This is a genomic window from Pseudomonas sp. Pseu.R1 (assembly GCF_045764065.1).
GTDB lineage: Bacteria > Pseudomonadota > Gammaproteobacteria > Pseudomonadales > Pseudomonadaceae > Aquipseudomonas.
Genome location: NZ_JBJGEE020000001.1, coordinates 1,215,689 through 1,234,110 on the forward strand (window position 1 = coordinate 1,215,689; position 18,422 = coordinate 1,234,110).

At 58.7% G+C, this 18,422-nt stretch carries 22 protein-coding genes, 1 tRNA gene and 2 pseudogenes; 12 read left to right on the forward strand and 13 right to left on the reverse strand.

Features of this window, described 5'->3' with window-relative positions; genetic code table 11:
- Positions 1–12 precede the first annotated feature (12 nt).
- Both ACI5GA_RS05755 and ACI5GA_RS05760 read right to left on the reverse strand, forming a co-directional pair.
- Positions 13–861 (reverse strand): transporter substrate-binding domain-containing protein, encoded by an 849-nt coding sequence (locus ACI5GA_RS05755; RefSeq protein WP_421422139.1) that lies wholly within the window; start codon positions 859–861, stop codon positions 13–15.
- A 29-nt stretch (positions 862–890) separates the two neighbouring features.
- Positions 891–1,733, reverse strand: a complete 843-nt coding sequence (locus ACI5GA_RS05760) for a transporter substrate-binding domain-containing protein (RefSeq protein WP_421422141.1) — start codon at positions 1,731–1,733, stop codon at positions 891–893.
- Positions 1,734–2,129: 396 nt separating this feature from the next.
- Between ACI5GA_RS05760 and ACI5GA_RS05765 the strand changes: the two genes are divergently transcribed.
- A complete protein-coding gene (locus ACI5GA_RS05765; RefSeq protein ID WP_404630959.1) occupies positions 2,130–2,984 on the forward strand; it encodes a LysR substrate-binding domain-containing protein in 855 nt (284 codons plus the stop codon).
- Positions 2,985–3,129: 145 nt separating this feature from the next.
- Here ACI5GA_RS05765 and ACI5GA_RS05770 read toward each other — a convergent pair whose 3' ends face one another.
- The 3 genes from ACI5GA_RS05770 to ACI5GA_RS05780 all read right to left on the reverse strand — a co-directional run bounded on the left by ACI5GA_RS05770 (position 3,130) and on the right by ACI5GA_RS05780 (position 6,373).
- Positions 3,130–3,849, reverse strand: coding sequence for an alpha/beta hydrolase (locus tag ACI5GA_RS05770; protein ID WP_421422143.1), 720 nt, complete (start codon positions 3,847–3,849; stop codon positions 3,130–3,132).
- A gap of 238 nt (positions 3,850–4,087) precedes the next feature.
- Positions 4,088–5,416, reverse strand: a complete 1,329-nt coding sequence (locus ACI5GA_RS05775) for an LLM class flavin-dependent oxidoreductase (RefSeq protein ID WP_421422145.1) — start codon at positions 5,414–5,416, stop codon at positions 4,088–4,090.
- Positions 5,417–5,431: 15 nt separating this feature from the next.
- Positions 5,432–6,373 carry an aliphatic sulfonate ABC transporter substrate-binding protein gene (locus ACI5GA_RS05780; RefSeq protein ID WP_421422146.1) on the reverse strand — a complete coding sequence of 314 codons (942 nt, stop codon included), beginning with the start codon at positions 6,371–6,373 and terminating at the stop codon, positions 5,432–5,434.
- Positions 6,374–6,583: 210 nt separating this feature from the next.
- Here ACI5GA_RS05780 and ACI5GA_RS05785 point away from each other — a divergent pair, with 210 nt between their 5' ends.
- Positions 6,584–7,027: a hemerythrin domain-containing protein gene (locus ACI5GA_RS05785; protein ID WP_404630967.1), complete on the forward strand. Its 444-nt coding sequence runs from the start codon at positions 6,584–6,586 to the stop codon at positions 7,025–7,027.
- Between the two features lie 293 nt (positions 7,028–7,320).
- On the opposite strand, the gene ACI5GA_RS05790 is transcribed toward ACI5GA_RS05785, so the two are convergent.
- The 3 genes from ACI5GA_RS05790 to ACI5GA_RS05800 all read right to left on the reverse strand — a co-directional run bounded on the left by ACI5GA_RS05790 (position 7,321) and on the right by ACI5GA_RS05800 (position 10,011).
- Positions 7,321–8,319 (reverse strand): bile acid:sodium symporter family protein, encoded by a 999-nt coding sequence (locus tag ACI5GA_RS05790; protein WP_404630969.1) that lies wholly within the window; start codon positions 8,317–8,319, stop codon positions 7,321–7,323.
- A 105-nt stretch (positions 8,320–8,424) separates the two neighbouring features.
- Positions 8,425–8,727, reverse strand: a complete 303-nt coding sequence (locus ACI5GA_RS05795) for a hypothetical protein (protein ID WP_404630971.1) — start codon at positions 8,725–8,727, stop codon at positions 8,425–8,427.
- Between the two features lie 105 nt (positions 8,728–8,832).
- Positions 8,833–10,011 (reverse strand): GGDEF domain-containing protein, encoded by a 1,179-nt coding sequence (locus tag ACI5GA_RS05800; protein WP_404630973.1) that lies wholly within the window; start codon positions 10,009–10,011, stop codon positions 8,833–8,835.
- A 235-nt stretch (positions 10,012–10,246) separates the two neighbouring features.
- Between ACI5GA_RS05800 and ACI5GA_RS05805 the strand changes: the two genes are divergently transcribed.
- Positions 10,247–10,675: a response regulator transcription factor gene (locus ACI5GA_RS05805; RefSeq protein WP_404630975.1), complete on the forward strand. Its 429-nt coding sequence runs from the start codon at positions 10,247–10,249 to the stop codon at positions 10,673–10,675.
- A 68-nt stretch (positions 10,676–10,743) separates the two neighbouring features.
- On the opposite strand, the pseudogene ACI5GA_RS05810 reads toward ACI5GA_RS05805, so the two are convergent.
- From ACI5GA_RS05810 to ACI5GA_RS05825, 4 genes and pseudogenes are all read right to left on the reverse strand, one after another.
- Positions 10,744–11,644: pseudogene (locus ACI5GA_RS05810) on the reverse strand (glutathione-independent formaldehyde dehydrogenase); the annotation flags it as partial.
- Positions 11,645–11,718: 74 nt separating this feature from the next.
- Complete coding sequence (locus ACI5GA_RS05815) at positions 11,719–12,447, reverse strand: DUF72 domain-containing protein (RefSeq protein WP_421422149.1); 729 nt, start codon at positions 12,445–12,447, stop codon at positions 11,719–11,721.
- Entirely contained in the window at positions 12,444–12,875 is a 432-nt protein-coding gene (locus ACI5GA_RS05820) for a DNA methylase (protein ID WP_421422150.1), read from the reverse strand. Before ACI5GA_RS05820 ends, ACI5GA_RS05815 begins: the two co-directional genes overlap by 4 nt.
- A gap of 127 nt (positions 12,876–13,002) precedes the next feature.
- Entirely contained in the window at positions 13,003–13,179 is a 177-nt protein-coding gene (locus tag ACI5GA_RS05825; RefSeq protein WP_404630981.1) for a hypothetical protein, read from the reverse strand.
- A gap of 111 nt (positions 13,180–13,290) precedes the next feature.
- On the opposite strand from ACI5GA_RS05825, the pseudogene ACI5GA_RS05830 reads away from it, so the two are divergent.
- The 3 genes and pseudogenes from ACI5GA_RS05830 to ACI5GA_RS05840 form a co-directional block, all read left to right on the forward strand.
- A pseudogene (locus tag ACI5GA_RS05830) lies at positions 13,291–13,718 on the forward strand (sensor histidine kinase); the annotation flags it as partial.
- 21 nt (positions 13,719–13,739) lie between these two features.
- Positions 13,740–14,072: a hypothetical protein gene (locus ACI5GA_RS05835; protein WP_421425562.1), complete on the forward strand. Its 333-nt coding sequence runs from the start codon at positions 13,740–13,742 to the stop codon at positions 14,070–14,072.
- Positions 14,073–14,497: 425 nt separating this feature from the next.
- On the forward strand, positions 14,498–14,761 hold the full coding sequence (locus tag ACI5GA_RS05840) for a hypothetical protein (protein WP_421422152.1): 264 nt from the start codon (positions 14,498–14,500) through the stop codon (positions 14,759–14,761).
- 76 nt (positions 14,762–14,837) lie between these two features.
- Here ACI5GA_RS05840 and ACI5GA_RS05845 read toward each other — a convergent pair.
- Positions 14,838–14,928 (reverse strand) — tRNA-Ser (locus ACI5GA_RS05845).
- A 251-nt stretch (positions 14,929–15,179) separates the two neighbouring features.
- On the opposite strand from ACI5GA_RS05845, the gene ACI5GA_RS05850 reads away from it, so the two are divergent.
- The 6 genes from ACI5GA_RS05850 (at position 15,180) to ACI5GA_RS05875 (ending at position 18,365) form a co-directional block, all read left to right on the forward strand.
- Complete coding sequence (locus ACI5GA_RS05850; protein ID WP_404630985.1) at positions 15,180–15,854, forward strand: Bax inhibitor-1/YccA family protein; 675 nt, start codon at positions 15,180–15,182, stop codon at positions 15,852–15,854.
- A 125-nt stretch (positions 15,855–15,979) separates the two neighbouring features.
- A complete protein-coding gene (gene tusD / locus ACI5GA_RS05855) occupies positions 15,980–16,372 on the forward strand; it encodes a sulfurtransferase complex subunit TusD (protein ID WP_404630987.1) in 393 nt (130 codons plus the stop codon).
- 1 nt (position 16,373) lies between these two features.
- Positions 16,374–16,736: a sulfurtransferase complex subunit TusC gene (gene tusC, locus ACI5GA_RS05860; protein WP_404630989.1), complete on the forward strand. Its 363-nt coding sequence runs from the start codon at positions 16,374–16,376 to the stop codon at positions 16,734–16,736.
- Positions 16,736–17,035 carry a sulfurtransferase complex subunit TusB gene (gene tusB, locus ACI5GA_RS05865; protein ID WP_421422154.1) on the forward strand — a complete coding sequence of 100 codons (300 nt, stop codon included), beginning with the start codon at positions 16,736–16,738 and terminating at the stop codon, positions 17,033–17,035. The genes tusC and tusB overlap by 1 nt, the downstream gene beginning before the upstream one ends.
- Entirely contained in the window at positions 17,032–17,367 is a 336-nt protein-coding gene (locus ACI5GA_RS05870; RefSeq protein ID WP_404630993.1) for a TusE/DsrC/DsvC family sulfur relay protein, read from the forward strand. The genes tusB and ACI5GA_RS05870 overlap by 4 nt, the downstream gene beginning before the upstream one ends.
- Positions 17,364–18,365, forward strand: coding sequence for a glycosyl transferase family protein (locus ACI5GA_RS05875; protein WP_421422157.1), 1,002 nt, complete (start codon positions 17,364–17,366; stop codon positions 18,363–18,365). The genes ACI5GA_RS05870 and ACI5GA_RS05875 overlap by 4 nt, the downstream gene beginning before the upstream one ends.
- Positions 18,366–18,422: the final 57 nt, after the last annotated feature.

Sequence of the window (18,422 nt, forward strand, 5' to 3'; positions counted from 1 at the left end):
CTTCCGCACTCCTTATTGAGAGGCCAATGGCGCGGCGTTGCGGAATTGCTCGTGCAGATCACGCAGGGCCTGGGACGGCGCCATGCCGGTGCGCTCGCCCACCTCGATCAGCCAGCCGCTGCGATGCCAGTCACGGATGATCGCGTCGAGTTTCGCCTGCGTGTCGTGTTCGCCCTTGCGCACCCAGATCACCGATTTCGACGGGATCAGGTCGCTGGCCAGCGGGATGTTGTAATCGGCCCATTCCGGGTCACCCAGCAGCGTGTGCATGGTCGGGCTGACGTGCACCGCCGCCACGCAACCATTGCCGCGCAAGGACAGCAGCGATTCGGACTGGCTGCGGAACGCCTTGATCTGCGCGCCATAGGTTTCCTGCAACGGCTTGATGAAGTTGCTGCCCTGAGACACGCAGACCGGCTTGCCCTTGAGGTCTTCCCACTTCGTGATGCCCGCGCCTTTGTGCATCAGCGCGGCGCCGCCGACTTCCTCATAAGGCGTAGGCACGTAGTCGAGAATCTCGGCGCGCTCGTCGGTGTACTGCATGTTGGCGATCAGGATGTCGACCTTGCCCTGTTGCAAAAACTGCACGCGGTTGGGCGCCAACACTGAAACCGTTTCGACCTCGACGCCCAGTTTCTGCGCAATGCCTTTGGCCAGCTCGACGTTGTAACCCAGGTGTTCACCGGTTTTAGGGTCGATGGTGCCGAACGGTGGGCCGCTGAGGATCACGCCGATACTGATCTTGTGGCGCTGTTGGATCTTGTCCAGCGTCGCGTCGGCGTGGGCCGCGCTGGTGCTCAAGGCAAAACCGATGCAAAGGCCGATAGCCGCCAGCGTCTTGCCGAATGAAACGTTGCTCATACCAAATGCCTTAATTATTAGAGAACGGCTCAGGCGCCAGCGGCCTGAAATGTGTCATGCAGCTCGACCAACGCCGGAGACGCCGGGGTGATGTGGTGGCGTTTCTCGCCCTCGATTAGCCAGCCAGTGCGGTGCCAGTCTTTGACGATGGCATCGAGTTTGGCCTGGGTGTCGGTCTCGCCGGGACGGGTCCAGATCACGGATGGCGCCGGGTTCAGTTCCGGGGCAATGGCGCGGTAGTCCTTCCATTCAGGGCTGTCGGCGACCAGTGGATTGATCAGCGTGGCGTCGTGCACAGCGGCGACACAGTTGTTACCGCGCAAGGCCAGCAGGGATTCGGAGGAGCTTTTGAACGCCTTGAGTTCTGCGCCGTATTCGGTCAGCGGCTTGACGTAGCTGCTGCCTTGGGAGGTGCAGACCGGCTGGCCCTTGAGGTCTTCCCAACGGGTGATCTTGCTGTCCTTGAGCACGACTGCCGTGCCGCCAACGCGATAAAACGGCGTCGGCACGAAGCCCAGTTGCTGGCCGCGCTCCGGGGTCCACTCCATGTTGGCAATCAGCAGATCGACCTTGCCCTGTTGCAGAAACTGCACGCGATTGGCGGGCAGCACCGGCACCAGCTCGACTTCTGCGCCCAACCGGCGGCCCAAGTCTTCGGCCATGTCGACGTTCAGGCCTTTGGGTTTCTGGTTGCTCGGGTCGATGGAGCCGAACGGCCCGCCCGACAGCAACACGCCGACCACCAGGCGGTGGCGTTGCTCGATCTTGTCCAGCGTGGCATCGGCATAGGCCGCGACACTGGCACCCAGGGCCACGGCGGCGCCCATCAGCAAGGGCAGAAAACGGGTAACTGGCGAGCGCGTGTATGGCATGGACTTTCCCCTCGAATGGTCATCGGCCGGGCGCTTGTCTCAGCGCCTCGTCATGACCGGCATGCTAGGGAGGGTATACGGGGAACGGAAATTCAAATATCAAATATGGTTATAACTTTCTGGTTTTGAAGGGTGGAACAAAATGGAATAAGCCAGTAATTATTGGCCGAAAAGCTGCTTATCTGAATAGCGCTTTTAAAAACCATAAATATCCGTAATGTATTAACCCTCTCGACTGATGTAACAGACTGGGTTGATCAAACACATTTACGTGGGAGCGGCTTGCTGGCGAATGGCGTCAATCCGGACTCAGAGATGATGAATGACACACCGCTTTCGCCAGCAAGCCGGCTCCCACAAAGACCGTATTCCAGCCCCTGTGATGAGTGAAAATTCATGTCCACCACCCTCGACCTCGAACTGCTGCGCACCTTCGTCGCCGTCGTCGACCACCACAGCTTCGCCGGGGCCGGTGCGCAGTTGTCGCGCACGCAGTCGTCGGTGACCCAGCACATGCAGCGTCTGGAGCAACAGATCGGCGTCAGCCTGTTTCAGAAACAGGGCCGCCAGAAACAGCTCACCGAGCCGGGTCGCCAACTGCTGCGCCACGCCCGTCAGATGCTGTCGCTGAACGACGACGCCTTGAATTCATTACGCGAAAGCAGCCTCAGCGGCGTCTTGCGCATCGGCTCGCCCCACGACATTGCCGACACCATCCTGCCGCCGATTCTCAGCCACATCGCCCGCTCCGCGCCGAAGCTGCGACTGGAAATCGACGTGGGCCGCAGCCCGTTCCTGATGGAAGACCTGCACCGCGGCAAGGTCGACATGGTGATTTCCACCCGCGAAGACCCCGGCCTGGAAGGCTTCGCCCTGCGCACGTCGCCGGTGTGGTGGATCTGCTCGGCGCAATACCAGCACGTGCCGAACGAGCCGATTCCGCTGATTCTGGTGGACGAGCCGAGCATCTATCGGCGCTACGCCATCGAAGCGCTGGAGCGGGCGAACATTGCCTGGCGGCAGGCGTATCTGGCGTCGAACCTGATCGGCATCAAGGCCGCGACCCGCGCAGGACTGGGAGTGACGGCCCGCAGCATGGAAATGCTCGGGCCGGACATGCGGGTGTTAGGGGAAGCCGATGGCCTGCCGAGGCTGCCGGACGTGACCTACCACCTGTGGATCCGCCCCAACACCGTGAACCCGCTGGCGCGGCGGGCGTATGAGTTGATTCGGGGGAGTCAGGGGTTGTGATTGCTCAAAGTAATCACCTGACCTGTGGGAGTGAGCTTGCTCACGATAGGGCCAGTAAAGTCACAGCACATGCAGTGCCCGGCCATCTGCCTTCGTGAGCAAGCTCACTCCCACAGGGGGTATGTGTATACCGCTGGAGAACGCGTTACTTCAACTGCGCCTCAACCCACCGCTTCAAATCCCGCACCTCATCCGACGTAATGGTGTGCCCCGCCCCCGCGTAGGAGTGAAACTCCGGGCTGATCAGCAGATTTTCCAACACCGTGCGCGCTTCGGTCGCCCCAGTAAACGGCACGCGGTTGTCTGCTTCACCATGGCCGATGAAAACCTTCAAGGCCTTGCGTCGGTCCTCCGCTTTGAGCTTCGCATTGAGCGACGCGAGAATCTTGCCACTCAACGGCGCAATGCCACGCACCAGTTCCGGGTGCTGCAAACCGATCTGATAACTCATCATCGCGCCCTGGCTGAAGCCCACCAGAATTACCTTGTTCGGCTGCGTGGCGTACTTTTCCGTGGCCTGTTCGATAAAGGTCCTGAGCAGGTCGGTGCTCTTGTCGACATCGCTGGTCACGCCTTCGTATTCGGCCTGGTCGGTGTCCTGGGTGAACCACTTGTAGCCACCGCCATCGACCTCCAGCGGCGCGCGCACCGACAGGTAGGTGGCGTCCTTCGGCAATTCGTCCTTGATGCCAAACAAATCGCCCTCGTCACTGCCGTAGCCATGCAGGAAGATGATCAGCGGTTTGTCTTTGGAATCGGCAGGGGCTGCCGCGAGATAAGGCAGGGCGAGGTCGGTGAGCAACGCAGGTTCAGCACGGGCGAAGCCTGTGAAGACACAGAGCAGCGCGGCAAAAAACTTCATCATTGAGGACAGGCCCTTTGAGAAAAACGTCGGCCCATCATACGCAGCATGTTTCGGATGTCAGCCCGCAATCGACCGGGGGATGCTGTCAGATCGCTGTACAGCGTGAAGATTTCCCTGCCTCAAGCGCGCCATTCTGTAGGAGTGAGCTTGCTCGCGATGACGTTGTGTCAGTGACGGATGTTTTGTCAGACAGGATGCCATCGCGAGCAAGCTCACTCCTACAATAAGGCGTCATTCATCATGAACCATCCAACGCCGCCAACCCTAGATGCTCTCGCAACGTGGAGCCTTCATACGCCGTGCGGAACAACCCTTTGCGCTGCAAATGCGGAATCACGCTTTCAACGAACTCGCTGAACGACCCCGGCAAATACGCAGGCGAGATCACAAAACCATCGCAGCCACCCTGAGTGAACAACTCGGCCAGTTGATCAGCCACCTGAGCACCGGTGCCCACCAATTGGGGCACGCGGACGCTGCTGGCAAAGATCCTGCCCAGCTCTTCCAGTGTGGTGTCCGGTCCCTGCATCAGCAGTTTTTCCGCCGCTGCCGGGTGAATCGAAGGCGCGCGGGCGACTTCGGCCAAGGTCGAAGACAGCGAGAACGGTGACAGGTCCACATTTAACTGCGAAGCCAATGTGACCAGCCCCAACTCCGGCCGCGCCAACGCATTGTGCTTATCGCGCTTGGCACTCGCCTCGGCTTCGCTGCCGCCAATGAACGGCATCACCGCCGTCAACACCTTGCAACTGTCGGCACTGCGCCCTTGCTGCACAACCTGCCCGCGCACGTCTTCGCGGAATGCCTGCATGGCCTTCAAATGCGGATGAATGGTGAAAATCGCCTCGGCCCAGCGTGCGCCGAACCGACGCCCGCGCCCGGACGATCCGGCCTGAATCAACACTGGCCTGCCCTGAGGCGTGCGCGGAATATTCAGCGGCCCCTCAACCTTGAACCACTCACCCTGGTGCTGCACGGAAGTGATCTTCGACGGATCGGCCAGCACGCCATTTTCGCGGTCCAGCTTCAACGCTCCTGGCGCCCAGCTGTTCCACAGTTTGAGCGCGACTTCGACGAATTCATCGGCGCGGTCATAACGCAGATCATGTTCCAGGTGCTTGTCCTTGCCGAACAAGCGCCCTTCGCTGTCGTTCATCGAGGTGACAATGTTCCACGCCGCACGGCCCTTTGACAGATGATCGAGGGTGGCGAATTCGCGGGCGATGTGTGCAGGCTCGTAGTAGGTGGTCGAACGCGTGGCACCCAGACCCAGTTTGCGCGTCTGACCGACCAGATACGACAGGATCGGCAACGGGTCCAGCCGCGTGGCGTCCTGGGCGCCATAGCGCAGCGCGGTCTCGCGAGAGCCGCCCATCTGGTCGCCCACCGCAAGGCGATCGGCGAAGAAAAGAAAATCGAACAACCCTTCCTCCACCACGCGAGCGGTGCGCGCGTAGTAGTCGGGATCGAGGTAGTCGCCAACGGTTTCCGGGTGACGCCATGCCGCGTGACTGTGAATGACCGGCCCGCTCAGAAGAAACGCCGACAGGTGAATTTGACGACTCATGAAGCTGCTCCTGAGTTATTTGGCCTTGGGCGTCCAGACGGTGATGTCGGAAATCTTCAGCGGTTTGGGAATCAGCTTCGCGTCGTAGTAATAGTCGGCAATACGCTGTTGCTCGGCCAACTGGTCGATCTTGACCGGCACGATGTCGTAGCTGCGGCGGCTGTTGGCCAGTTCCACGGTTTCAGGCGGAATATTGCCCCACAGCGGCGCGAGGTTTTTTGCCGCCTCCTTGGGATGGCCTTTGACCCACTGCCCGGCATCGTGAAGGGTGTCGAACACCACTTGCAGCACCTCCGGGTGGGCCTTGGCGAAACTCGTATTGGCGACGTAGAAACGGTTGTAATTGGCCACACCCTCACTGCCATCGGCGATCACGCGCACGTGATGCTCGCGCTGCTGCGTCGCCAGGAACGGGTCCCAGATCGCCCACGCATCGACATTGCCGCTGGAAAAGGCCGCTACGCCGTCGGGCGCTTCGAGGTACACCGGGGTGATATCGGCCAGGGTCAATCCGGCTTTCTTGAGGGCCGAAATCAACAGGAAATTGCTGCCCGAACCTTTGGACACGGCCACGCGCTTGCCCTTGAGGTCAGCCACTCTGTGAATCGGCGAGCCGTCTTGCACAATGATCGCTTGGGCGCTCGGCGACGGATTTTCGCGGGCGTAGTAGGTCAGCGGCGTATTGGCAGCCTGGGTGAACAGCGCGAAAGCGTCTGCTACATCGGCATGCAGATCGACGCTGCCGGCGTTCATTGCACTCAACAGGCCGCTGCTGAATTCATGCCAGTTGACGGTAAACCCCAGCGGCTTGAGTCGCTGTTCGATCTGGCCATCATTCTTGAGCAGGATCCACAGCGTCGACGAGCGCTGGTAGCCAATATTGATGACCTGCTCGGCCTGCGCCGCAACAGTGGTCAACAGCAGCGCAGCGGCCACGAAGAGTTTTCGGAGGGACATGACAATCCTTGGTTTTCAGAGGTGTCGGACGGACGCGCTCAGTACACAACGCTATGAGCGCACGTTCTCAAAGTCCTTTTGATTATAAAAACAGGCAGGAATTATGAAAGAAACGTATAGCTCTAAGCTTATGCCCGCCGCGCCATGGAACGCTTGATCGACCGAAACGGTCTAGCACTGAGCAACCCGAACCTGACCGAGGACGTAAGCGTGAACATTTTCGAAGCCCTGAGAGAAAGCCATGATCGCCAGCGCGGTTATGCTGACGCCCTGATCAAGACCCACGGTGACAGTAAAGAACGGGTCGAGGCCTATGAGCAGCTTAAAGCCGAGCTACAGGCCCACGAAACCGCAGAAGAGCGTTTCTTTTATATCCCGTTGATGGAATACGACAACGGCGTCGACCTCAGCCGCCATGCGATCTCGGAACACCATGAAATGGACGAGATGATGGAAGAACTCGATCAAACCGACATGTCCAGCCCAGCCTGGCTGGCGACGGCGAAGAAGCTGTCCGAGAAAGTGCATCACCATTTGAAGGAAGAAGAGCAGAAGTTCTTTCAAATGGCCGGGAAGCTGCTGGATGACAAGCAGAAAGAGGCGTTGGCGGGGCGCTATGTGAAGGAGTATGAAGAGCAGTTGGCGGAGGACTGAGCTACCCCTCATCTCTGTGGGACGAAGACTCTGGGATCCTGCGTGGCTTTTGTGGGAGCCGGCTTGCTGGCGAAGGCAGTGTGTCATTCAACGCGTCAGTGTCTGATCTGACGCATTCGCCAGCAAGCCGGCTCCCACAGGTATCACGCCGAATCCAAATCTAATGTTCGACGCTAAATCTGTGGGAGCCGACTTGCTGGCGAATGCTGTTGACCAGCCACCATAGAATCTCCCACAGGAGTTGCATTCGACTCATACCATTCGGCGCTGCCACAGGAATGAGTCAACACTCGTTACGGATCCACCTGCGCCATCAACTCCGGCACCGGCTCGGTCCGCTTGGCATAACGCTGGGCCAGCACCGCACAGACCATCAGTTGAATCTGGTGAAACAGCATCAACGGCAAAATCAACACGCCAATGGTGCTGCCTGCGAACAACACCTGCGCCATTGGCACGCCGGTCGCCAGGCTTTTCTTCGAACCGCAGAACAGAATGGTGATGCGGTCCTCCTGGCTGAAGCCGAACGCCTTGCCCAGCACAGTGGAGATGGCCAGCACCAGCGCCAATACGACGCCGCACACCACCACCAGACCGGCCAGGTCCCACAGCGGAATCTTGTGCCAGATGCCTTCGTTCACCGCCTCACTGAACGCGCCGTACACCACCAGCAGGATCGACCCCTGGTCGACGTATTTCAGCCAGTTTTTGTTACGCCCCACCCACGCGCCAATCCAGCGGCGGGCGATCTGACCGGCCACGAACGGCAGCAGCAATTGAATGCTGATCTTCACGATGGCATCAACTGTCGAGCCGCCGTCGCCGTGCACGTTCAGCAGCAAGGTCACCAGCAGCGGCGTGATGAAAATACCGAACAGGCTAGAAGCCGCTGCACTGCATATCGCCGCCGGGATATTGCCACGCGCCAGCGACGTGAAGGCGATGGCCGATTGCACGGTGGCAGGTAACGCACACAAGTACAGGATACCCATGTACAGGTCTTTGCCGATCAGCGGGGACAGTACCGGCTTGAGCGCCAGGCCCAACAACGGAAAAATCACGAAGGTCAGGCCGAACACCAACAGGTGCAAGCGCCAGTGGCCGGCGCCCGCGATGATCGATTCACGGGACAGCTTGGCGCCATGGAGGAAAAACAGCAGTGCGATGGCAATGTTGGTCAGCCAACTGAAGCCGACCGCGACCTGGCCGCTGGCGGGAAGGAAGCTGGCAATGATCACCACGGCGACCAGCGTCAGGGTGAAGTTATCAGGGAGAAAGCGAGGACGACTCATGGACGTTATCCGGTCAAGGCATGGACAGTGTTGCGACTGTACGCCTCAAGACAAGTGCCGACTAACGCCAATGAGTCCATTAATAGCGCGTAAAGGACAGCCTGCTCAGGCCAGTCCGCCCTCAATCACCCGCAACACGGTCACACGGCGCTTTCCCGGATTATCGGCGATCAGTTCATTCAGCGCGGCCTGCCATTTGTGAATGTCCTTTTCCTGCGACAACGCCAACAGTTCCTGCCAGCCCATCCCCTGCGGTGCGGCGCTGCTTTCATTGGCCGCTTCTGCCATACGTTCACGCTTCAACAGGTTTGCTGCAATTTCCGAGAGGGTGCTCACAACGGGCTCCAGGGCGCGCGGATCGGTGGCGCGCCGATACATGGCTGCGGGGAAGTCGCAAGGCGGCGTCAACGTCAAAAACCGGTGATTGCGGCGCCCTGCCTCAAGGTCATAGCAATGTTCAGACCAGTGCCAAGCCGACGTGAAACCATTCAGACCAACTGCACGCCCGTGACGTCAGGACACCCGCGAAGTGGCTCCAACAGCGTGGGTGCGGTCCACCAGACGAATACTGTCGCGCCCGCCCCGCTTGGAGTCATACAGCGCGGCATCGCCTTGCTCGATCAGCGCCCCCAGGCTGGCTGGCGCCTGATCGAACAGGTTGGCGCCGATGCTCAGGGTTACGGCCTCGGGGGTTGCGAAGGCTTGCGATGCGGCGTCATGAAAACGCTGGCGCAACCGCTCACCCAACTCGACAACCTGCTCGCGAGAAGCATCGTTCAGCAGAATCACGAACTCGTCGCCCCCAAGCCGCGCGGCCAGCGAGCCGTTGGGCAGGAGCGAACGAATCATCTCGCCGAGGGTAATCAGCAATTGATCACCGGCAATGTGCCCGTGCAGGTCGTTGACCGACTTGAAGTTGTCGATGTCGATCAGCAGCAACGCCCCAGGGCGCGAAGCCGAGACATCCTCAAGCAAACGTGGGGCGCGCACTTCCAGCGCTCGGCGGTTGTACAACGCCGTGAGCGGATCTCGGGCGGCCAGCCGTTCGATGCGTTTTTCCCGACGATAGCGTTCGGAACCGGTCATCGACAGCGCAATCATCATGATCGCCATGGCCCCCTCGACCAGCGAAATCTGAATGATTTCCCCGCGAAATGCCGCCAGATCGATCAAGGTCCCCGGCATCACAGCCGTAATCGCCTTGGCCAGATAAAACAAGCCGTGTCCCAACAGCACGTAACGCAACTGCCCGGCGCCCACGCTCAGGGATTTGCCGTGGGGCCGCAGCAGCGCGCTGGCCTTGAACATCAGCAGCGCCACCAGCGACGAGTTGACCGCCAGCATCACCTTCGACCACCAGGGCGCTTCCGGCAGCAGCAACATGCCGACCCAGACCGCGAAAATCAGGTACCAGCCTCGGGACAGCTTCGCTTTGGTAAAGCGCGCGACGCCCAGCAAGAACAGCCAATGCGCCGTCACCAGCAAGCCATTGGCGAACCAGATGCCAATCAACAGAACGCCGCTGCTGCGCAGCAACGCCAGGGTCGAACCCACGGTGATCGTCGCAAAACCGGCGCTCCAGAAAACCAGTGACGCTTCCCTGACGTGACGCCATTCGGCCGCCAGATACAGCGCTGCGGCGGCCGCGAGGGCGATCGAGAGGGTCAACAGGGTGATAGGGTCGAGCGCCATAAACTGCCTGGCCTTTCAGAAATGCGGTGGAGAGGCGTCATTGTATGCGTCCAAAGCAGGTTTTGTGCCTGAACGGTTAACGTCTGTTTGAAATATTTTCCGCACGTTTCTGCTATTTCAGCATCGATGGAAAGCGATGATGTAAAGGCCGCCCCATTGCCAGCTAACTGAGTGCCGCGAGGCTTCGCATCGTTTTATCGATCATTGGGCGGTCACTGACCGCAGGAACAGGAATGTGTGCTCATCGAACGTAGGACTGCCCCATTCACCCGCCGAGTGGTCTATCAGCATTGTTGACGACGATTTACGGGTGCGCAAAAGCTTGGTCAATCTCCTCAGCGCTGTGGGCTACACCACCGCCAGCTTCGCCTCGGGTGACGCATTCATCCAGTCCTTGGCGGCGAATGCTCCCGATTGCGTGCTGATCGACTCAAGAATGGACGGCATGCAAGGCATCGACGTGCAACGTCATTTGCAGTCGACACCCGCAGGGCCTGCGATTGTCTGCATGTCTGCCTTCTGGAACGACGCAGCCACGGCCGAAGCCTATGAATGCGGCGCCCACGCCTGCTTGTCCAAGCCCTTTTCCGAAGAGCTGCTGCTGTCGACCCTGAAGGAGGCAATCAGCGCGCGCCAAAGTGACGTGGCGTTGCCGCGTAGCTGAAGCTCTTGGAATACGGGACTCAAGCACCTCGGCCATAAAAGCCGTCCAACATTTCCGGTGAGATCACCTCAGGCTGCTGGCTTGAGAATGACCTTCGTCCAGCCTTCGTCCCGGGCATCGAAGTGCTTGTAAGCGTCTGGCCCCTCCGACAGTTTCAGACTGTGAGAGATGATCTGGGAGGGCTTGGCACGGCCAGACGACGGTTATACGCTTTAACGTTGGCTTGCCCGGTTCGGACTTGCTGCCCCTTGAACCAGAACGCGCCAAAATCGAAGGCCATCTTGCCCTCTTTCGCCAAGTCATTTTGCGCGCCGGGATCCTGCGGCACAAAGACCCCGACCGCGCCGATGCCACCGGTAGGTTTGGTCGAGGCGACCAGATTGTTCATCGTCAGGTGGTTAATCTCATGCCCGTGTTTGTCGCAACACTGGTAGCCTACGCATTCGCCCCCCCGATCAGTGCCTTTGCCGTGAGTCAGGTTAAGGATCTGATCGACCGCTTCCTTCTCCAGCGAATTGATCGGTGTCGCACCCAACTGCGCGGCTAGCTTCAAACGATCAGGATGATTGTCGACCACGAAGACTTGAGAAGCGCCTTTGATCATCGCCGAGTGGGCTGCCATGAGCCCCACTGGGCCTGCCCCGTAAATGGCGATACTTTCCCCGGGCAAGAGCCCGGCCAGCTCGGTGGCGTGCCAGCCTGTGGGGAAGATATCGGACAGCAGACGTAATCGTTCTCGCGCTCCAGCGCATCTTCGGGAAGCACCAGGCAATTGAAGTCTGCATAAGGCACTCGCAGGAGCTCGGCCTGCCCACCCTGATACGGCCCCATACCGGCGAAACCGTAGGCGGCCCCTGCACTGCCCGGGTTTGCGGTGAGGCAAAAGCCGGTCAGCCCTTTTTCGCAGTTTTCACAAAATCAGCAACCGATGTTGAATGGCAGACACACTCGGTCACCGACCTTTAGGCGTTATGCGGCTAATCCTCATCGGGCGAGGTGTCGGGACTGCCACGAACTCAACGACTAGACCGCTGCCGGGAAATTCAACGATTCAGGAGTCGCTGCATGAGCAAGGCGTTGCCCAATGCAGCACCTTGGGCAGTGTTATCGAAAATGCACCAGGTCGGCGATCCCTCGATGGCGCTGGACACGATCTGCGCCGCTTTCTCTTCAAGCCAGCCTTGCGCGTAGTCGCTGTAATAGATTTTGGGCGAGCCATGCAGCCGCCAGTAGCGAAGGCCTGGCCATCCGCCCGGTGAGCTGTCGACGTCCATCCTGGGCGGGTCGACGGCTGCTCGTGCGATCTTGTGCTCGATCAATAGCCGATCGGCTTCAATCCAAGTCGGGTGACGCGGCTCGATAACGACATGCCCAGAAAATCTTGCACGGAGCCTTTCAAAAAACGGGCTCGTACGGCGCGTGTCGTAAACCAAGGAAGGGGGCAATTGAACCAGCAAACACCCAAGATGCCCTCCGAGCTCGCCGCACTCTGAGAGAAAGCTGTCGAGGAGATCAAAACAGTTTTCCAAGCGGCATTCATGAGTAATCGATTTGGGCATTTTCACCGAAAACCTGAAATCGGAACCCACCGATGACGCCCATCGTTTGTAGGTGGCAGGTCTGTGGGAGCGGTAGAAAGAGCTGTTGATTTCGACGGCGTCGAGCCTTCTGGAGTAGCGTTCCAGATGGCTCCCAACGGTTTCAAACTCTGACCCATATTCACGACCAAGCGTCCAGCCGGCGCATCCTACGTATAGCTGCCTGGCGTTCAAAAGAGCACTTCTCGGGCGTCGCGCATGAAAATCTCAACGGTCTTCGGGCCGATGCCTTCAAACGCTGCCAGCCGCATCTCAAAATCCGCCTGATTCTCGCTCGCTTCACGGATGTTGATGAGCTTGCCCCCATACTCATCGATCAGCTTTTTGCTCAACTTCAGCAGACGCTCGGCAGTGGACTCGTCATATCGCGCGTAACCGCCCTCGCCCAGCATTTTGACCAACTGCGAGTGGGTGCACATCACAAGCTTGCGAGGCGTATCACGCTCATGATGCTCAACGATCACCTTATAGGCCTCGACGGCGAGCTGTGCGCGGATTCTCTTGCCCATCAAGAAGCTTGCGATCAACCATTTGAACAAGGCATGTTCGTCATCCTTGCCCAACTGAATGCCTAGATCCGTCGCACTGATAATCTCGCTCATCACTCACCTCCTCCAGACAGGGCAAAGGCTTCGACATCGCCTCCAGACGTAGTCCGGAGTTACCCTTCACGGATGAGTCGTACCCACGCCTCTGTTCCCGACCCTGCCACACCATGCCCCATAATGATCAATGTCGCCCCTTGATCAGCCCTGTGCCGGTCACAATCGAGGCAACCCCTGCCAGGAGGCGATAAGGCGATCCCCCAGAGACCACCAGCCACACGCCTCCCGCGAACAGAATGATCCCGACGATCAACACCAACCAGGCGGAAAACACCGGGATACTGCGCCATACGCTATTCATTCGAGTGCCCTCGCCAGGCGTACGTTTATCCGCGTGAGTCCAGAAGAGAAGCTGAGGGCACGCCAAAGTTCAGCCCAACTGTCATCCGGTTATGCCTCAGCGCTGAGGCGGATGCTCCTGAGACACCGAATCGTTGGCCTCCACATCCGACATGTCTTCATCCTTACGCAGCCTTCGACGGCAGGGTCAGCCTGGTCGCGGAAAGTGCGCGCGATTACGCATCATCATCCAGGACGAAGCGGGTGTCGTGACGGGCTGGAACAAAGGCGCAGAGATGATTTTTTCAACGACGCCATCAAATTCACCCCTGAATCAGGGTCGATCCATATCACAGGCCGGAAGACAAACGACGAAGTCGTGTTGGACGTCGCTGACAGTGAAGCAGGTATCGCACCAGAGCATCTGGATAAGGTGTTCGACCTTTTTGGTAAGGCTTGGGAATCGGGCTGTTCTTGGTAAAACAGCTCGTGGAGGCTCACGGCGGGACCGTGCACGTCCATTCAGCGGGCATCGGTAAGGGGTGCACTTTCACAGTCCGTTTCCCGCTCACGACGACCGAATTGTTATCGAATTCCGAGGACGATCAATCATCGGAAGGCATGCTGGAGGGCGTAAGGGTGTTACTGGTGGATGACTCTGCCGAGGTTTTGGAGACTATGAAGCTCTTGCTGGAAATGGAGCTGGCCGACGTAAACGCCTTCACCGCGTCAGAGCTTGCCTTGGAAGCGGCTCAGGATAGCGTTTACCAATGCGCAGCGGTACAGCGCGACAACAGCTTGGCACTTCTCCCATTTCGTCTATGGCTGCTTTCCATCTTCCGAACGCTTGGGAATGTCAAATCCGCAGCGAGCAAGCTATTGCACAAGTATGTGACTGAATTGCGTTATGCCTGATCGCTTTAAAAGCGGTCGACAGCGTTCTGCCCAAACTCCCTTCTCTTAAAAATTCAAGCCTCAATAGCCTAACACTATAGGCCCACCGTTAGTCTTTCAGGCGCTCAATGACTACCCGATAAAAGTCTCCGCATTGACGCATTCAACGGAGTCCAGCTCGATTAGGGTCAATACCTCGACAAGTAATGAGCGAAGCATCTCCTCGTCTTCAACCAACAGTACATGCCAGGCATCGTTTACATCCGCAGGTCAGGTAACCGTTAGGGAATGAGAAATTAAACTTGTTTCGCATTCCCGATCGATGGCCGGTCCCGCTTCATCTTTCGCCCCAGCGCTCCGCGCGGCCGACTGCAGTCGGACAACGAATCGAGTGAACTCACACCGGTGACCGGTCTCCTACCTACAACTCCCAGGAGAGTTATGACATGAGCATCGATAAATCCAAACCCTCTGATGACCTCTCACCAAAGGCTCCCGCTGTGGACGCGTCGGGCAAGCCTGTCGACGTTGTCAAACGAGACATAGCGGACGAAGAGAAACAAACCCGTGCCGTGGATGAGATCGTTACGCCGTCATCCATCCGTACAAAGGAGCAGGATGTCGAAAAACTCGACCGCGCCGCTGATGCGAGTGAAAGAAAAGTCGATGACAGCGCCCACACAGACGCACGCTCGACCGGAGACAGGTGAGGAGTACGATCCGTCTAGGGGATTCTCGGACAAAAAAAGGGCCCAGATTGCTCTGAGCCCTTGATTTTACTGAGTGTGGCGGGAAACCAGGGATTCGAACCCTGGGTACGCTATTAACGTACGCCGGTTTTCAAGACCGGTGCATTCAACCACTCTGCCAATTTCCCGGATGCTGCTGATAACAGAGGTGTAGTGGGCAACCAGGCTGAGATAAGAACTCGGATACCGGTCACAATCGGCAGCTTTCCAGATCACTGCCTTTACCCACTCAGCCACACCTCCAATCGCGTAGCGGGCGCCATAATACCGTAATGAAACAAGCTGTCAAACTCTCCGACTCGCCTCGCCCGTAGGCTCTGTTATGATCTTTGCAACTTGAGATTTCAAACCACTCATTTCAACCATCAGGAGTAGCGCCATGCGCGAACAGGATTACGCAGTCAACAACCGCGTGCAGGTCGAGCAGCTAGAGGTTAGCCGCGTCCTGCGCAACACCTACGGCCTTCTGGCCCTCACCCTTGCCTTCAGTGGCATCATGGCTTTTGTCGCACAGCAGATGAACGTTCGCTACCCGAACGTGTTCGTGGTGCTGATCGGCTTCTACGGCTTGTTCTTCCTGACCAACAAACTGCGCGATTCAGCGTGGGGTCTGGTGTCGGCGTTCGCGCTGACCGGTTTCATGGGATTCATCCTCGGTCCGATCCTCAATCGCTACCTGGGCATGCAAGGCGGTGCTGAAGTCGTCTCTTCGGCATTCGCCATGACTGCGCTGGTATTCGGTGGCCTGTCGGCCTACGTGTTGATCACCCGCAAGGACATGAGCTTCCTCGGTGGTTTCATCACCGCCGGTTTCTTCGTCCTGCTGGCCGCGGTACTGGCGAGCATGTTCTTCCAGATCAGTGGGCTGCAACTGGCGATCAGCGCAGGTTTCGTCCTGTTCTCGTCGGTGTGCATCCTGTTCCAGACCAGCGCCATCATCCACGGCGGCGAACGCAACTACATCATGGCGACCATCAGCCTGTATGTGTCGATCTACAACCTGTTCATCAGCCTGTTGCAGATATTCGGCATCATGGGCAGCAGCGACGACTGATCGCTATAGCGCCCCGACAAAAAGCCCGCTTCGGCGGGCTTTTTGCTATCTGGTTACTGTGTAGGCCCGTTGAATTCTTTATCATTGGCTCCATTCACTCCTGCCATCCGCTGACCGAGCCTGTCATGAAGTTCGCCATCGCCCTTTATTCACCCGCTCACGCGCCTTCTTCGCGCCGTGCGTTGCTGTTCGCACAGGCCGTGCTGGCCGCCGGGCATGAGATCGTGCGGCTGTTCTTTTATCAGGACGGCGTGCACAGCGCGTCAGCCAACGTCGTGACGCCCCAGGACGAGCTAGACATCCCTGCCCAGTGGCGCGAGTTCGTCACCATTCATCAGTTGGATGGGGTGGTGTGCATCGCGGCCGGCTTGCGGCGCGGCGTGTTGAATCAGGAGGAAGCCGACCGTTATTCACGGCCAGCCGCCAACCTCACCCCACCGTGGGATTTGTCCGGCCTGGGGCAACTGCACGATGCCGTGCAAGCCGCCGATCGCCTGATCAGCTTTGGAGGTCCTTGAGATGCCTAAATCGCTATTGATCATCAGCCGCCAATCGCCCTGGTCAGGCCCAAGCGCTCGCGAGGCGTTGGACATCGCGCTGGCGGGCGGCGCATTCGATCTGCCAGTGGGCATGCTGTTTCTCGACGATGGCGTGTTGCAGTTGTTGCCCTCGCAAGACGCCAAAACGCTGCAACAGAAAGACCTGACAGCCAACCTTCAGGCGCTGGAGATGTTCGGTGTCGAAGAACTGTTCGCCTGCCACACCAGCCTGGCGGAACGCGGCCTGTTGTCCACCGAACTGAGCGTTGAGTCGCTGGGTGGGCTGCGCGATCAAGAGATTGCAGCGCTCATCGACCGTTATGACCAGGTGATCACGATCTGATGTCGACCTTGCATGTGTTATCCCACTCCCCCTTCGCTGACACCCGCCTGAGCAGTTGCCTGCGGGTGCTCGGCCATGAGGACGCGATTTTGCTGTGCGGCGATGCGACCTATGCCCTGAACGCGGCAACGGCAGCACGTCAGTTACTGGACGCCAGGGCCGAGAGCATGCGCCTGTTCGTGCTCGATGAGGACGCCAAGGCCCGAAACCTTGCACTGCCAGACTGGGTCACCCTCGTGGATTACCCCGGTTTCGTCGAACTGTCGGTGAGCTACGACAAGGTCAACACCTGGTTATGAAACAACTCATCGTCGACGGGCGTACCATCGCGCTGGACAAAGACGGCAACCTCGCCGACCTCAATGACTGGTCCAATGGCGTGGCTGAGGCACTGGCGCTGGAAGAAGACATCGCCCTGACGCCCGATCACTGGGAAATCCTGACGGTGCTGCGGGCGTTTTATGCCGAGTACCAACTCTCTCCGGCAACCCGTCCGCTGGTGAAGTACACAGCGCAGAAGCTCGGCCCTGAAAAAGGCAACAGCCTGCACCTGAACCGTCTGTTCAATGGCACTCCCGCCAAACTCGCCGCCAAGCTGGCGGGCCTGCCCAAGCCGACCAATTGCTTATGACCGAATTCGCCCCCCTCGTCACTGAAACCCCGGCCGAGCACCCGTTTGCGCAGTTCGTGCGCATTCTGGGCAAAGGCAAACGCGGCGCGCGCAACATGACCCGCGAGGAAGCCCGCGAAGCCATGGGCATGGTGCTCGACGAAAAAGTCGAGGACACCCAGCTCGGCGCTTTCCTGATGCTGCTGCGTCACAAGGAAGAATCCGCTGAAGAGCTGGCCGGTTTCACTGAGGCAGTGCGTCAGCGTCTGACCGCCCCTCCGATAACAGTCGATATCGATTGGCCGACCTATGCGGGTAAAAAGCGCCATTTACCGTGGTATCTGCTCGCGGCCAAATGCCTTGCTCAAAATGGCGTGAAGGTTTTAATGCACGGTGGTGGTGCCCACACAGCGGGCCGTCTGTACAGCGAGCAATTGCTGGACCTGCTGGGCATTCCACTCTGCCGCCACTGGAACGCCGTAGACGAGGCGTTGCAGCACCACAACATCGCCTTCATTCCGCTGGGTGACTGGGCGCCGCAGTTGCAACGCATGATCGATTTGCGCAACACCTTGGGCCTGCGCTCGCCAATTCATTCGTTGGCTCGTATTCTCAACCCGCTAAATGCACGTTGTGGCCTGCAAAGCATTTTCCACCCCGGTTATCAGGCCGTTCACCGCGATGCCAGCAGCCTGCTGGGCGATCACTCCATTGTCATCAAGGGCGATGGCGGCGAAGTGGAAATCAACCCGGACACCATCAGTCACCTCTATGGCACTACGGATGGCCAGCCATGGGACGAGGAATGGCCCGCGCTGTCGGAGCGTCGCCACGTCAAACCGGCCAGCCTTGATCCACAGCAACTCATCGCCATCTGGAAGGGTGAAACCGAAGACAGCTACCCGCAACTGGCACTGATCTCTACCATCGCTTTGGCCCTGCGAGGCCTTGGAATGCCTCGCGCTGAAGCCTTCGAGCGTGCCGAGCAGTATTGGGCGAACCGAGATAAATCGATTTAATCGATCATTACACCCCATTCTTTGCGCTATTTCTTCGAACGATTGTCTTTAGACTGG